Source organism: Nocardioides sp. YIM 152315 (assembly GCF_029210375.1).
Taxonomy (GTDB): Bacteria; Actinomycetota; Actinomycetes; order Propionibacteriales; family Nocardioidaceae; genus Nocardioides.
This window is the reverse complement of record NZ_JARGER010000043.1, coordinates 312231-325410: the sequence shown is the minus strand read 5'-3', so window position 1 is coordinate 325410 and position 13180 is coordinate 312231. Positions and strand designations below refer to the sequence as shown.

The window sequence follows — 13180 nt, the reverse complement described above, 5'->3', positions numbered from 1 at the left end:
GAGGAGAAGGGCTTCGTGAGGTCGTTCATCAGCGGCGGCCGATCTCGAGGGCGCTGCGGTAGGTGTCCTGGGCGTCCTTGGTGACCTGGACGGACGCCTGGAAGCCGCGCTGGGCCATCACGAGCTGGGTCATCTGGGTCGCGAGGTCGTCCTCGGGGGCGCGGACGTTGCCGTCGGCGTCGGCCAGCGGGCTGTTCGGGTCGGAGACCACGCGCCCCTCGGCGTCGCTCTGCGCGAAGCCCGCGATCTCGACGCCGCCTCCCGCGGAGGAGCGGACGATGGGCATCTGGGCCTGGAAGGCGTCCTCGCTGGTCCGCTTGACCGTGTTGACGTTCGCGATGTTGTTGGCGAGCGCGTCGAGCCAGGTCTGGTGCACACCCAGCGAGGAGCTGGCGATGCGCAGCGTGTCGAAGGCGCCCATCAGGAGGCCGCCACGGTCTTGATGAGGTCGAAGCGGTCGCTCGTGGCGCGCGTGATCATCTGGTACTGGAACTGCGACTGGACCGCGGCCAGGGTCTCCTTGCGGAGGTCGACGTTGTTGTCGTTGGCGCCGACGGGCGTGTCCGTGGCGGCGAGCGTCGGGGCGAGGGTGAGCTCGCCGGCCGAGGTCGCGCCGGAGCCGATGGCGGAGCGCAGGTTGGTCTCGAAGTCGACGCTGCTGGCGCGGTAGTGCGGGGTGTCGACGTTGGCGATGTTGTCAGCGATCACGCGCTGGCGCAGGGAGATCCCGTCGAGGGCGGATCCGAGGATCGCGCCGACGGGGTCGGACAGGAACGACACGCCTGGCCTCCGGGCTGGACGAGGGGTGATGCCGTTCCTTCGGCAGGGGGTGAGCGATCCTTGCTCGGAGAGGTGATCGGCGGCGGACCGCCGGGCTTGAGGAAATCCGGGCCGAAAAGGTCCGGAGTTTCAGGCCGTCACGTCGAGGTAGACGGCCGGCCGCGTCGGGCGGGTGGCCCGGTCGACGCGGTTGGCGAACTCGTGCTGACGGCCGATCGCCCCGAGCTCGGACGCGATCGCCGCCTGGACGGCGCGCTGGCGCTCGCGGAGCGTGATCGCCCGATCGCGCAGGTCGGCGGGGATCGGGCCGGTCAGGAGCGGCTCGTCCCAGGGCTCCGGCGCCGGACGCGACGGGTCGTCGAGCATCCGCTCGGCGCGGATCACGTCGAGCTCGAGCCGGTCCAGGGCGGTCGCCCAGTGCAGGTGGTGACGCTCCGCGTCAGCGGCCTCCGTGGCGCGCGTGGTGGTCATGGGGTGCTCAGGCGGTCTCGGCGAGGAGCGAACCGGCGGCCTCGCGCCAGGTGTCGCGCAGCACGGTGACGGTGTGCAGGCAGAACTCGGCGACCTTGAGGTCCTTCGCCATGTTGGCCTTCACCAGCTCGCTGTGGAGGTAGTCGTACAGCGAGGCCAGGCCCTTGGCGCCCTCCCAGGCGTCGACGTCGAGGCTCGCGTTGAGCTCGAGGACGATCTCCTGCGCATGCAGCAGCGGCTGGTGGGCCTGGCTGGGCTCGCCCCGACGCAGCGCGTCGACCGCCCGCTCGACGTCGAGGACCAGGCGCTCGTAGAGCATCACGAGCAGCTGCGAGGGCGAGGCCGTCGAGACGGAGGCCGCGAGGTAGGTCTCACGCGGGTTGAGGTTCGTCATCGTCGTCCTTCCGTGGTCACGATGAGGTGGCGGGTGGTGCGGGTCAGGCGTACGTCGGGAGGCTGGAGATCTGGCTGGCCAGCCAGCTGCTCTGGCTCTGGAGGTTGGAGAGGGCGGTCTCGAGGGCGGTGTACTGCCGCTCGAGGGAGGTGCGCCGCAGCTCGAGGCGGTTGTCCCAGTCGTCGATGCTCTTGGTGAGCCGGTCGACGGTGCTGGTGTGCCCGGTGATGGCGTTGGTGATGGTGCCGTCGTAGGAGTCGGTGGCCGACTTGGTGACCGCCTCCACCCGAGCCGCCCAGCCGTTGGTCTCGGGGGTCGCGCCGGTGGCGAACTTCGCGGCCACACCCGCCGGGTCCTCGGCGTACGCCTTGGCGAACTTGTCCTTGTCGAAGACGAGCTTGCCGTAGCGGTCGGTCTGGATGCCGTACTGCGCCATGGACGTCGTCGAGTCGCCGAAGATGGTGTTGAGCAGCTGGCCGCGCAGGCTGCGGGCCGTGGGGTCGCCGGAGAGCACGCCCGCGCTGGTGGTCTCGGTCTTGGGCGCGGTCAGGGAGTCGATGCTGGTCAGCAGCGAGTTGAGCTGGTCGACCAGGTCGGAGACCGACGAGGAGATCGAGGAGGAGTTCTGGGCGACGGTGACGGTGGCGGTGTCGCCGACCTTCGCGTTCGCGCCGAGGGTGAGCGTGATGCCGGGCGCCAGGTCGGTGAAGGTGTTGGTCGCCGAGGTGGCGGTGATGCCGAGGCCGAGGCTGATCTGGGCGTCGCTGCCGGCGCGGGTCGCGGACCCGCCGAGCAGGTCGGTCCCGTCCCCGTCGGTGAGCGTGAAGGCCGAGGCCGCACCGGTCTCGGTGGACTCGACCAGCAGTCGGTAGCTGCCGTCGGCGACCTTGATCGCCGTGGCCGCGACCCCGGTGTCCGCGGTCGAGCCGTTGATGCCGGCGACCAGCTCCTCGAGCGTCCCGCCGCCCACGGCGATGTCGTGCACGACGCCGTCGCTGCCCGTGAGCTTGACGGTGGATCCCGAGACCACGTCGGTGAGGTTCGCCGCGTCGGTGAAGCCGAGCTGGTGGCTGGTGGCCAGGCGGTCGACGGTGACCGAGAAGGAGGCCGCGCTCGCCGTGGCGCCGACCGCGACCGACACCGAGCCGCTGCTCGAGGTGCCCTTGAGGGTCTGCCAGGTCTCGGCCTTGGCGAGCTTGCCGGCGTTGCCGGCCAGCAGCGTCGTGTCGGTGTTGAGCTGCCGCAGCGCCTTGATGACGTCGTTCTCGGTGTCCTTCTGCGAGGAGAGCTTGGTCTGCGGGACCGCCTCCAGCTGCATGAGCTGGTCGATGATGGTCGCGGTGTCGAGGCCGCTGGCGAGACCGCTGATGCTGCTGGTGGCCACGGTGAACCTCCTGCTCGGACGTGGCGGGCGACGGAGCTGTCGCCCAGAAAGCCCCGGGGGAGTGCGAGCACTCCCCCGGGGATCTGTGGTTTCGACGGCAGGTCAGCCTCCGGCCGACCCGCCGACGAGATCAGCGCAGCAGGGAGAGAACGCCCTGCGGGGCCTGGTTGGCCTGGGCCAGCATCGCGGTGCCGGCCTGGGAGAGGATCTGCGAACGGGTGAAGTTCATCATCTCGCTGGCCATGTCCGTGTCGCGGATCCGGCTCTCGGAGGCCGAGAGGTTCTCCTGCGTCACGTTCAGGTTGTTGATGGTGTGCTCGAAGCGGTTCTGCAGCGCACCGAGGTTCGCCCGGGACGTGGAGACCGCCTTGATCGCGGAGTCGATCGACGTGATCGCCGCGTTCGCGCCGGTCTGCGTCTTCAGGTCGACACCGTTGACACCCAGCGCGATCGCGCCGAAGCCGCCGCCGCTGGCGCCGGCGGCGTCGTTGGTGCCCGCCGCGTTGAGGCCGCCACCGGCGGTGATGGCACCGGCGAGACCGGTCTTGGACTCGACGACCAGGCCGCCGTCGTCGCCGACCCGCGCCGTGAACGCCGCCTTGAAGTTGGTGTCGTTGTTCAGCTGGTCGGCGATGTCGTTGGCGTCGGTGCTCGCGGTGAGCGCCGCGGTGGTGACCGTCACGCCGTTCTGGGTGAACGTGGCAGCAGCAGCGGTGGCCGCGGCCGCACCGTTCGCCCACGTCGACTTCGCAGCGGACGCGCCGGCCGACTGGATGTCGATCTCGATCGTGTCGTTGGCGGCGTAGCCGACCTGGAACAGCTTGTCGGTGAAGCTGCCGTCGAGCAGCTTGATGTTGTTGAAGGTGGTCTTGTCCGCGATCCGGTTGAGCTCGTCCTTGAGCGCCGTGGTCTCGGCGTCGATCGCCTTGCGCGAGTCGACGTCGTTGCTGTCGTTCGCCGACTGCACGGCCAGGTCGCGCATCCGCTGCAGGATCGAGTGGGTCTCGGTGAGCGCACCTTCAGCGGTCTGCACGACGCTGACGCCGTCCTGGGCGTTGCGGACGGCGACCTTGATGCCACCGACCTGCGAGCGCAGGCCCTCGGAGATGGCGAGACCGGCGGCGTCGTCGGCGGCCCGGTTGATGCGGTAACCGCTCGACAGCTTCTCGAGCGACTTCGACATCTGGCCCTGGGTGACCGACAGGTTGCGGTACGAGTTGAGGGCGTCGATGTTCTGGTTGATGCGGAGACTCATGATGGTTCCTTCCTGGATCTGTGAGTCGGTTTGGAGCCCGTCCGTGGGCTCCGTCAGGGTGTCATTCGGCCGGCCCCGGGAAGGCCTGAGGGGATCGGCGCAGAAATCTCGGAATTTCTTCTGCGGCGATCCCCTCGGGGCGTTCGTCGGTGTGGAGTTGTGGGCGAGTGGCGGTGGGTGGTGCCGCTCGTCAGCTGGCGTTGACCGCCCCGGACGGGGAGGCGTAGCCGCGGATCCCGTGGGCGTGCCGCGCGGCGACCGCCGCGAAGTACGCCTCCCTCCGCCGCGCCGCGGCCCCGCCCGGACGGGTGGCCTCGGGCACGAGGTCGGGCTCGAGCTCGTGGTTGAGAGCGTCGCGCAGGAGCACCAGGGCCTCGGCGCGTAGCTGGGAGACGCGGGACTCGGTCACGCCGAGGGTCGCGGCGATCTCGGCCATCGGGCGCTCCGCGAGGAAGTACTGCTCCACGACGTGGCGGAGCCGCTCGGGGAGCTCGGCGATGGCCTCGGTCAGGTAGGTCAGCCGCTCCCGGTGCTCGAAGCTGGCCTCGGGGGTGGGGCTGCCGGAGACCAGGCTGTTGCCGAGCCCCTCGTCCTCCGAGGCGTGGAGGGAGAGGACCTGGGCGCGGGCGACGTCGTCGTCGTTCGCCTGGATCTCGTCGGTGCTCAGGCCGGAGGCCTGGGCCACCTCGGCGGTCGTCGCCGGCCGGCCGAGGGCGGTCGCGAGCTGCGACCGGGTGGCGTCGAGCTCGCGGGCCCGACGTCGGACCGAGCGGGAGGCCCAGTCGATGCTCCGCAGCTCATCGAGGATCGCGCCACGGATGCGGGTCGTGGCGTACCGGTTGAACGGCACGCCTCGGTCGGGGTCGTAGGAGTGGGCCGCCTGCACGAGTGCAGCCAGTCCGGCCGAGCTGAGGTCGTCTCGATCGACGTACGACGGGACCCTGGCCATCGTCTCGCGGACGATGTGGCCGACCAGGGGCACGTGTACCAAGATCAACGCCTCGGAGCCCGGCGGGACGTCGTTGTAAGGGGTCACGGACGTAATTAAGCATTTCAGAGACATGGGTGTCCGGTTTTCTTTCAGAATCCTTGAACTCTTTACCTCTGGTGGTCCGGTCGACCTATCCGCCCTGGCCCGAACGGTCTATGCGCCCCGGACGTTCGTCCTCATCCCATCAGGTGACGGGCGTGCGACCTGAGCCACTGTTTCTTGCTCGTTTCCCTCAAGAGGGCCGTCCGGACGGCCGATCAGCACCTCAACGCCGGCCAGGTCCCACTGCCTGTCTGGACCATCGACACCACTGGGGAGTGACGTGGAGAAGCTGACCTGGGTCCTGTGGCAGGAGCGCGAGCTCCTCGAGACCCTGCTCTACCGACTCGAGGTCGAGGAGCTGGTGATGTCCACCGGCCGGACCCGCTGGTTGGGCAACGCCGCCCGCGACGTCGACGAGGCCGCCGCAGCGGTACGCGAGTTCGAGGTGCTGCGGGCCGTGGCGGCGAGCGCCGCCGCCGAGGCAGCCGGGCTCGAGTCGAACGCCGGCCTCGGCGAGTTGATCGCCGTCGCCGCCGAGCCGTGGCGCGGGATCCTCACCGAGCACCGCGACAACTTCCTCTCGCTCACCGACGAGATCGCCCGGGTCGCCCAGACGAACCGCGCGCTGATCGTCTCGGGGCTCCGGGCGACCCAGGACACGCTCCTGGGCGTCGATCGCAGCGCGGCCACCTACACCGCCGCCGGCGCTGTCGACCACGGGGAGACCCGCAGCGCGGTGCTCGATCGGAGCCTGTGAGATGTCCAGCCCCTTCTCGTCCCTCAACACCGCGCTCTCGGCGCTGCGCTACCAGCAGGCGGCGTTGGATATCGCGAGCACGAACGTCGCCAACGCCTCCACGGAGGGCTACGTGCGCCGGCGCGTCGTCGGCGAGACCGTCGGTGCGGCCGCCGCGCCGGCGGTGTGGTCGCGCTCGAACGAGATCGGCAGTGGCGTGCAGCCCAGCGGCGTGCAGCGCCTCGTGGACCCGCTGCTCGACATGCGCGTCCGTCGCGAGCACGGCCGGCAGAGCTACCTCGACCTCAAGGGAACCGCGATGTCGCGGGTCGAGACGGGCATCGCCGAGCCTTCGGACAAGGGCGTCGCCAAGGCGATCGAGACGTTCAAGAACAGCATCGCGGACCTCGAGAACGCGCCGAACACCGACGCCGCGCGTGCCCAGGTGCTCGCCAACGGCGCCGTCGTCGCCGACGCGTTCGCGATCCAGGCCCGCAACGTCCAGGACGAGCTCGGCGACCAGCGGGCGCGCGTCGTGGCGACCGTCCAGGAGGTCAACGACCTCGCCCAGCAGCTCGCCTCGACCAACAAGACCATCGCCGGCTCGACCGGCGGGGGCGACACCGCGACGCTGATGGACACCCGTGACCAGCTGGCCCTGCGGCTCGCCGAGCTCACCGGCGCCACCGCGACCGTGCGCTCGGACGGCGGCATGGACGTCAAGCTCGGAGGCCAGGCGCTGGTCCAGGGTGGAGACGCCTCGACGCTGACCGTCACGCCGGGCAAGATGGCCGACGGCGTCACCGACGACCCGGACAAGGTCGGCTTCGCGCTCACCTCTCCCGCGGGTGTGACCGCGGTCGTCGCTCCCGCCGACGGCGAGCTCGCCGCGAGCGCCGAGCTGATCAACAGCGTGCTGCCCGACTACGTCGCCGAGCTCAACGCCCTGGTGACGGACTTCGCCGACGCGTTCAACGCCGCCCACGACGACGGCTACGACGCCGGCGGCCTGCAAGGGGGCCAGTTCTTCGCGTACGACGCGAGCAACCCGGCCGGCACGCTCGAGGTGCTGATCACCGACACGTCGAAGATCGCGCTCTCCGCGGTGCCGCCCCCGCCGCCGCCCGCGGTCCCGGTCGGCAACACCGACACCGGCAACGCCGCCAACCTGGCCGACTCGATCACGATCCAGGACGGCTACCAGCGCCTCGTCAACGGCTTCGGCACCGACGTCGCCTCGGTCAAGCGACTGGCGGACAACCAGAGCGTGATGTCCAGCCAGGTCGACGCCGCCCGCGAGCAGCTCGCCGGGGTGAGCATCGACGAGGAGTCGGTGAACATGGTGATGGCGCAGCGCTCCTACGAGGCCGCCGCACGCGTCATGACGACGGTCGACTCGATCCTCGACACCCTGATCAACCGCACCGGACTCGTGGGCCGATGACCGACCCCACGAAGCTCCTCCGCCTCACGACATCGAGGGGACCCCGGAAATGACACTCGTACGCGTCACCCAGAACATGCTCAGCCGGCAGTCGTTCAACGGCATGCAGACGGCGATGAGCCGGGTCGCCACGGCCCAGGAGCAGCTGACCACCGGTCGGCTGATCAACCGGCCGTCCGACGACCCCACCGGCGCCACGACCGCGATGCGCCTGCGCTCCTCGCTGGCCAGCCAGCAGCAGTACATCCGCAACGCGGACAGCGCGGTCGGCTGGCTCGACCAGACCGACGGGACGCTGTCGACGATCGGCGACCAGATCACGCGGGCGCGCGACATCGCGCTCCAGGGCGCCAACACCGGCGCGATGGGCCCGGAGGCGCGGCTGGCGCTCGCCACCGAGGTCGACCAGATCCGCGAGGGCCTGATCAGCTCGGCCAACACGCAGTACCTGGACCGGCCGATCTTCGGCGGCATCACCGGCGGCGCCAAGGCCTACGACGCCAACGGCGTGCTCGCCGACCCGACCGCCGTGAACCCGCCGGTGGGCGGTGGCGTGCACCGCACGATCGCCGACGACGTACGGGTGCGGATCGACGTCACCGGGCCCGAGGTCTTCGGGGACTCTCCCGACTCGACCTTCGACCACCTGGCCGCGCTGTCGACCGCGCTGAAGGCAGGCGACGAGGCCGGGATCACCACGGCCATCACCAACCTCAAGGCCGACGCGGACCGGATCACCAACATCCAGTCCGAGATCGGCGCCCGCACCGTGCGGGTCGAGCGGGCGCGCGACGTCGCGACCGACGCGACCCTCACCCTGACCAACGCCCTGTCCGAGGTCGAGAACGTCGACCTCGCCAAGGCGACCGTGGACCTCGGTCTCCAGGAGGTCGCCTACCAGGCGGCCCTCGGTGCGACCGCCCGGGTCCTCCAGCCGAGCCTCCTGGACTTCTTGCGATGACTCTGACCCACGCTCTTGACATGATGGCCGCACCCGAACCCGCCGAGGGAGGTGCCGTGGCCGACCACCCTGCCATCCAGATCCCCGTGATCGAGATGGTGCTCCCCATGCCGGGCTTCCCCGACCACCGGCGCTGGGCCCTGGTCCAGCTCGACGGGGCCAGCGACCTGTGCAGCCTCGGCTCGCTCGACGAGCCCGGCCTGCGCTTCCTGGTGGTCCCGCCGACGCCGTTCTTCCCCGACTACGCACCGGAGGTGGGCGACGACGTCGTCGCCGCCCTCGGGATCGAGTCGGCCGCCGACGTCCTGGTGCTGGTCGTGCTCAATGCCGGCCAGGGACTCCACGACACGACCGCCAACCTCGCCGCGCCGCTGCTCGTCAACCCGTCGGCGCTGCGGGCCGGGCAGATCCTGCTGGACGAGCCCGGGCTGCCGGTCGCGGCGCCGCTGCTCGGCGCCTGAGCCCGGTCGACCACCCGGTCGAGAACCGTCCCGTCGGGCGGTCCGGCGCCGCTGATCGCCATCCGCGGGCTACGGTGGAGTCATGCTGGTTCTGAGTCGCCGGGCGGGGGAGAGCGTCGTCCTGGGCGAGGACATCACCGTCACGATCCTCGAGGTCCGTGGCGACGTCGTCAGGGTCGGCATCGACGCGCCCCGCTCCCTGAAGGTCCACCGGGCCGAGCTGCTCGCGCAGCTCGAGGAGAGCAACCGCCAGTCGGCGTCCCCCAGCGACGACCTCGTCGCCCAGCTCTCGCAGGCCCTCGGCCGCGACCAGGACCGCGACCAGGACCGCGACGCCGACTGAGGCCTCGTGGCGGGATAGTCCCTGACGTGTTCGGGGTCCCGACGCACTCTGGACCCCGAAAGCGTCAGGGAGTATCGCCCACGACCTGTGGCCCAGCGCACCTCGAATTTGGTTGTTGAGAGCAACCAGTCGGGAATATGGTTGCCGTCGGCAACCTTCTACCGATCGTGAATCGAGCTCTCGTGACCCAGGCCCCCGGCGGCCCCTCCGCGCCTCCTGCACCTCCCGCCTCCGCCGAGGAGTCCGGAGAGATGACCCACCGGCAGATCCTCGAGGCCCTCAGCGGCCTGCTGCTGGCGATGTTCGTGGCGATGCTCTCCAGCACCGTCGTCTCCAACGCACTTCCGCGGATCGTAGCCGACCTCCACGGCAGCCAGACCGGCTACACGTGGGTCGTCGTGGCGACGATGCTCGCGATGACGGCGACCACGCCGATCTGGGGCAAGCTCGCCGACCTCTTCAGCAAGAAGCTGCTGGTGCAGCTCGCGCTGGTCATCTACATCGTGGGCTCGGTGGTCGCGGCGATGGCGCCCAACATGGAGGTGCTGATCGGGTCCCGGGTCGTCCAGGGCCTCGGCGTCGGCGGCCTCACCGCGCTGGTGCAGGTCGTGATCGCGACCATGATCTCCCCGCGCGAGCGCGGCCGCTACTCCGGCTACCTCGGTGCGGTCTTCGCGCTCGCGACGGTCAGCGGCCCGCTGATCGGCGGGCTGATCGTCGACTCCGCCCTCGGCTGGCGCGGCTGCTTCTTCGTGAGCCTGCCGTTCGCGGCGCTCGCCTTCTTCCTGCTGCAGAAGACCCTGCACCTGCCGGTCGTGAAGCGTCCGGTCCGCATCGACTACCTCGGTGCCACCCTGATCGTGGGCGGCGTCTCGATCCTGCTGGTCTGGGTCAGCCTGGCCGGCAACCAGTTCGCCTGGGGCTCGACGTACACCGTCGCGCTCGTCGCCGCCGGCGTCCTGCTGCTCGCCGCCGCCGGGTACGTCGAGTCGCGGGTCGCGGCCGAGCCGATCATCCCGCTCCACCTCTTCAAGGACCGCACCATCACGCTGGCCACGATCGCCTCCGTGATGGTCGGCCTCGCGATGTTCGGCTCGACGGTCTACCTGAGCCAGTACTTCCAGACCGCCCGCGGCATGAGCCCGACCGAGGCGGGCCTGATGTCCATCGCCATGGTCGGCGGTCTTTTCGTCTCGAGCATCGTCAGCGGCCGGATCATCACCGCGACCGGGCGCTGGAAGCGCTGGCTGGTCGGCGGCATGGCGCTCGTCGTCCTCGGCCTCGCGCTGCTCGGCACCATCGACGAGACCACGAGCCTGGTCGTCATCGGGCTCTTCATGGCGCTCCTCGGCATCGGCATGGGCGCCACGATGCAGAACCTCGTGCTCGCGGTGCAGAACAACGTGGCGATGTCCGAGATGGGCGCCGCCAGCGCCGTCGTGGCGTTCTTCCGCTCGATGGGCGGCTCGATCGGCGTCTCGGCCCTCGGCGCCCTGCTCAGCCACCAGGTGGCGACCAAGGTGACCGACGGCCTGCACTCCCTCGGCATCTCGACCAGCAGCCACGACAGCCACTCGATCCCCGACCTGGCCGCGCTGCCGGCGCCGGTGCGTGACGTGTTCGAGAGTGCCTTCGGGCAGTCGTTCGGCGAGATCTTCCTGATCGCCGCCCCCTTCGCGGTGGTCGCCCTGGTCTGCGTCTCCCTGATCAAGGAGGTGCCGTTGCGGACCTCGAACCTCGAGGAGTACGCCGAGGCCTCGCCCGAGGTCGCCGCCGAGCTGCACCATGGTGTCGTGGAGGAGAGCAAGCGATGACCAGCGCGGCCGACGTCGCGGTCGAGACCCCGATCGACCGGGCCGAGCTCCTCGGTGAGCTCGAGCGCGAGGTCGGGGTGATGGTCCGCCGGATCCGCCGCCTGCTGGGCGAGCGGGCCCGGTCGGTGCACCCCGAGCTGCAGTCCTCGACGTACCTGATGCTCTCCTGGCTCGAGTCGCGCGGCCCGATGCGGGCGTCGGCGATCTCGGATCACTTCGGCATCGACAAGGGTGCGATCAGCCGCCAGGCCCAGCACCTCATCGACCTCGGCCTGGTCGACCGCACGCCCGATCCCGACGACGGCCGCGCCACGCTGCTCTCGGCGAGCAAGGCGGCGCGGGAGCGGCTCGCGGCCGTCACGGAGGCCAGCCGGGAGTCGCTCGACGAGAAGCTCGGCGACCTGCCGGACGGCGACCTCGCCCAGTTCGTCGGGCTGCTCGGCCGCTACAACGCCGCGCTCGACGCCTGAGCCAGGTTCAGCGCAGCCACGCTGCCGTGTCGGGCGGCAGGGTGTCGCCGACCGGTCCGCTGGCCAGGAACACGCTGCCGGCGGGCAGCGCGACCGGCTCCGTGCCGCAGTTCAGCACCGCGGTCACGGGACCACGCCGGAACGCGACCACGTCGGCACCGAGCTCGAGCAGCTCCACGTCGTCTCCGGCGCTCGTCGCGAACGTACGCCGCGCGGCGAGCGCGGCCCGGTAGAACTCCAGCGTCGAGTCGGCGTCGCCCGTCTCGGCCTCGACCGTGACCGGCGCCCAGTCGTCGGGCTGCGGGATCCACGGCTGCTCGCCGCCCGGGCCGAATCCGTACGGCGCGGCCGCGCCGCTCCACGGGATCGGCACCCGGCAGCCGTCGCGGCCGCCCTCGCCGGTGCGGATGAAGAGCGGGTCCTGCTTGTGCTCGGCGGCGACGTCGACCTCGGGGAGTCCGAGCTCCTCGCCCTGGTAGAGGTAGGCCGAGCCGGGCAGGGCGAGCATCGTCAGCGTGGCCGCCTTCGCGCGGGCCAGGCCGAGCGCGCCGCCGCCGTACCGGGTCACGTGCCGCACCACGTCGTGGTTGCTCAGCACCCAGGTCGGTGAGCCGCCGACCAGGCCGACGGCCTCCATCGTGCCGCGCACGACCTCGGCGAACTCCTCGGCCGACCACGAGGCCAGCAGCCAGGCGAAGTTGAAGGCCTGGCTGAACTCGTCGGGCCGGACGTAGGCGGCCATCGACTCGGGCGTCTGGGTCCAGGCCTCGGCGACGAACATCCGGTCGCCGTCGTACTTCGCGAGCACCTCGTGCCAGCGGCGGTAGACGTCGTGGACCTCGGGCTGGTCCCACATCGGCTCGTCGCGCAGCGTGCGCTCGACCATCGGCACGTCGGCGGCGTCGCGCGCGTCGCTGCTCGCGGTCCGGCCCGCCTCGACGACCTGGTCGCGCAGGCCCTCCTCCTTGAACAGCCCGTGGGCGACGTCGACCCGGAAGCCGTCGACCCCGCGGTCGAGCCAGAAGCGCAGCACCTCGACGAACATGTCGCCGACCTCGGGGTTGCGCCAGTTGAGGTCCGGCTGGCTGCTGTCGAAGAGGTGCAGGTAGTACTGCTCCTTCTCTCCGGGGCCGGCCGGCGCCTGGGTCCATGCGGGTCCGCCGAAGACCGACATCCAGTTGTTGGGCAGCGAGCCGTCGGGCCCGGCGTCGCGGAAGACGTACCGGTCACGCTCGGGACTGCCGGGTCCGGCGGCCAGGGCCGCCCGGAACCACTCGTGCTCGCTCGAGGTGTGGTTGGGCACCAGGTCGACGATCACCTTCAGGCCGAGCTCGTGGGCGCGCTCGATCATGTCGTCGGCGTCGCTCAGCGTGCCGAAGAGGGGGTCGATGTCCCGGTAGTCGGCCACGTCGTACCCGTGGTCGCGCTGCGGGGACGTGTAGAAGGGCGACAGCCAGATCGCGTCGACGCCGAGGTCGCGCAGGTAGGGCAGGCGCGAGGTGATGCCGGGGAGGTCGCCGACGCCGTCGCCGTTCCCGTCGGCGAAGCTGCGGGGGTAGATCTGGTAGGTGACCGCGTGCCGCCACCACTCCTGGCGCCGCGTTTGATCGTTCAAACCCATGCTCGCCATCCTA

At 70.6% G+C, this 13180-nt stretch carries 15 protein-coding genes; 7 read left to right on the top strand and 8 right to left on the bottom strand.

The genetic code is table 11. From position 1 onward, the window contains the following. Positions 1-28: 28 nt before the first annotated feature. The 7 genes from PZ894_RS20480 to PZ894_RS20450 form a co-directional block, all read right to left on the bottom strand. Positions 29-421 (bottom strand): flagellar basal body protein, encoded by a 393-nt coding sequence (locus PZ894_RS20480; RefSeq protein ID WP_275747651.1) that lies wholly within the window; start codon positions 419-421, stop codon positions 29-31. Then, a complete protein-coding gene (gene flgB, locus PZ894_RS20475; protein ID WP_275747649.1) occupies positions 421-780 on the bottom strand; it encodes a flagellar basal body rod protein FlgB in 360 nt (119 codons plus the stop codon). The genes PZ894_RS20480 and flgB overlap by 1 nt, the downstream gene beginning before the upstream one ends. Before the next feature lie 129 nt (positions 781-909). Next, positions 910-1251 carry a hypothetical protein gene (locus tag PZ894_RS20470; protein ID WP_275747648.1) on the bottom strand — a complete coding sequence of 114 codons (342 nt, stop codon included), beginning with the start codon at positions 1249-1251 and terminating at the stop codon, positions 910-912. Between the two features lie 7 nt (positions 1252-1258). Further along, positions 1259-1645, bottom strand: a complete 387-nt coding sequence (fliS, locus tag PZ894_RS20465) for a flagellar export chaperone FliS (protein ID WP_275747646.1) — start codon at positions 1643-1645, stop codon at positions 1259-1261. Positions 1646-1688: 43 nt separating this feature from the next. Beyond that, complete coding sequence (fliD, locus tag PZ894_RS20460; RefSeq protein ID WP_275747644.1) at positions 1689-3029, bottom strand: flagellar filament capping protein FliD; 1341 nt, start codon at positions 3027-3029, stop codon at positions 1689-1691. A gap of 130 nt (positions 3030-3159) precedes the next feature. Beyond that, positions 3160-4284 carry a flagellin gene (locus tag PZ894_RS20455; RefSeq protein ID WP_275747643.1) on the bottom strand — a complete coding sequence of 375 codons (1125 nt, stop codon included), beginning with the start codon at positions 4282-4284 and terminating at the stop codon, positions 3160-3162. A gap of 190 nt (positions 4285-4474) precedes the next feature. Continuing rightward, entirely contained in the window at positions 4475-5320 is an 846-nt protein-coding gene (locus PZ894_RS20450) for a FliA/WhiG family RNA polymerase sigma factor (RefSeq protein WP_275747641.1), read from the bottom strand. A 277-nt stretch (positions 5321-5597) separates the two neighbouring features. On the opposite strand from PZ894_RS20450, the gene flgN reads away from it, so the two are divergent. The 7 genes from flgN to PZ894_RS20415 all read left to right on the top strand — a co-directional run bounded on the left by flgN (position 5598) and on the right by PZ894_RS20415 (position 11546). Continuing rightward, the gene (gene flgN / locus PZ894_RS20445) at positions 5598-6074 is read left to right on the top strand and encodes a flagellar export chaperone FlgN (protein ID WP_275747640.1); all 477 of its coding nucleotides are present in this window, start codon (positions 5598-5600) and stop codon (positions 6072-6074) included. A gap of 1 nt (position 6075) precedes the next feature. After that, complete coding sequence (flgK, locus tag PZ894_RS20440; RefSeq protein ID WP_275747638.1) at positions 6076-7497, top strand: flagellar hook-associated protein FlgK; 1422 nt, start codon at positions 6076-6078, stop codon at positions 7495-7497. A gap of 49 nt (positions 7498-7546) precedes the next feature. After that, positions 7547-8458, top strand: coding sequence for a flagellar hook-associated protein FlgL (gene flgL / locus PZ894_RS20435; protein ID WP_275747636.1), 912 nt, complete (start codon positions 7547-7549; stop codon positions 8456-8458). Between the two features lie 56 nt (positions 8459-8514). Further along, positions 8515-8919 carry a flagellar assembly protein FliW gene (locus PZ894_RS20430; RefSeq protein WP_275747634.1) on the top strand — a complete coding sequence of 135 codons (405 nt, stop codon included), beginning with the start codon at positions 8515-8517 and terminating at the stop codon, positions 8917-8919. A gap of 82 nt (positions 8920-9001) precedes the next feature. Beyond that, a complete protein-coding gene (gene csrA, locus PZ894_RS20425; protein WP_275747633.1) occupies positions 9002-9262 on the top strand; it encodes a carbon storage regulator CsrA in 261 nt (86 codons plus the stop codon). Positions 9263-9444: 182 nt separating this feature from the next. Then, positions 9445-11076 carry an MDR family MFS transporter gene (locus PZ894_RS20420; RefSeq protein ID WP_345799164.1) on the top strand — a complete coding sequence of 544 codons (1632 nt, stop codon included), beginning with the start codon at positions 9445-9447 and terminating at the stop codon, positions 11074-11076. After that, entirely contained in the window at positions 11073-11546 is a 474-nt protein-coding gene (locus tag PZ894_RS20415; RefSeq protein ID WP_275747632.1) for a MarR family transcriptional regulator, read from the top strand. The genes PZ894_RS20420 and PZ894_RS20415 overlap by 4 nt, the downstream gene beginning before the upstream one ends. A gap of 7 nt (positions 11547-11553) precedes the next feature. Here the strand turns inward: PZ894_RS20415 and PZ894_RS20410 are convergent, their stop codons facing one another. Further along, positions 11554-13167 (bottom strand): glycoside hydrolase family 13 protein, encoded by a 1614-nt coding sequence (locus tag PZ894_RS20410; protein ID WP_275747631.1) that lies wholly within the window; start codon positions 13165-13167, stop codon positions 11554-11556. Between the last annotated feature and the right edge of the window lie 13 nt (positions 13168-13180).

Excerpts from the sequence above, each read along its gene's own strand:
- PZ894_RS20480 (WP_275747651.1), bottom strand. The coding sequence starts at position 421 with ATGGGCGCCTTCGACACGCTGCGCATCGCCAGCTCCTCGCTGGGTGTG.
- flgK (WP_275747638.1), top strand. The coding sequence starts at position 6,076 with ATGTCCAGCCCCTTCTCGTCCCTCAACACCGCGCTCTCGGCGCTGCGC.
- PZ894_RS20410 (WP_275747631.1), bottom strand. The coding sequence starts at position 13,167 with ATGGGTTTGAACGATCAAACGCGGCGCCAGGAGTGGTGGCGGCACGCG.
- csrA (WP_275747633.1), top strand. The coding sequence starts at position 9,002 with ATGCTGGTTCTGAGTCGCCGGGCGGGGGAGAGCGTCGTCCTGGGCGAG.
- PZ894_RS20455 (WP_275747643.1), bottom strand. The coding sequence starts at position 4,284 with ATGAGTCTCCGCATCAACCAGAACATCGACGCCCTCAACTCGTACCGC.
- PZ894_RS20470 (WP_275747648.1), bottom strand. The coding sequence starts at position 1,251 with ATGACCACCACGCGCGCCACGGAGGCCGCTGACGCGGAGCGTCACCAC.
- flgL (WP_275747636.1), top strand. The coding sequence starts at position 7,547 with ATGACACTCGTACGCGTCACCCAGAACATGCTCAGCCGGCAGTCGTTC.
- PZ894_RS20415 (WP_275747632.1), top strand. The coding sequence starts at position 11,073 with ATGACCAGCGCGGCCGACGTCGCGGTCGAGACCCCGATCGACCGGGCC.
- fliS (WP_275747646.1), bottom strand. The coding sequence starts at position 1,645 with ATGACGAACCTCAACCCGCGTGAGACCTACCTCGCGGCCTCCGTCTCG.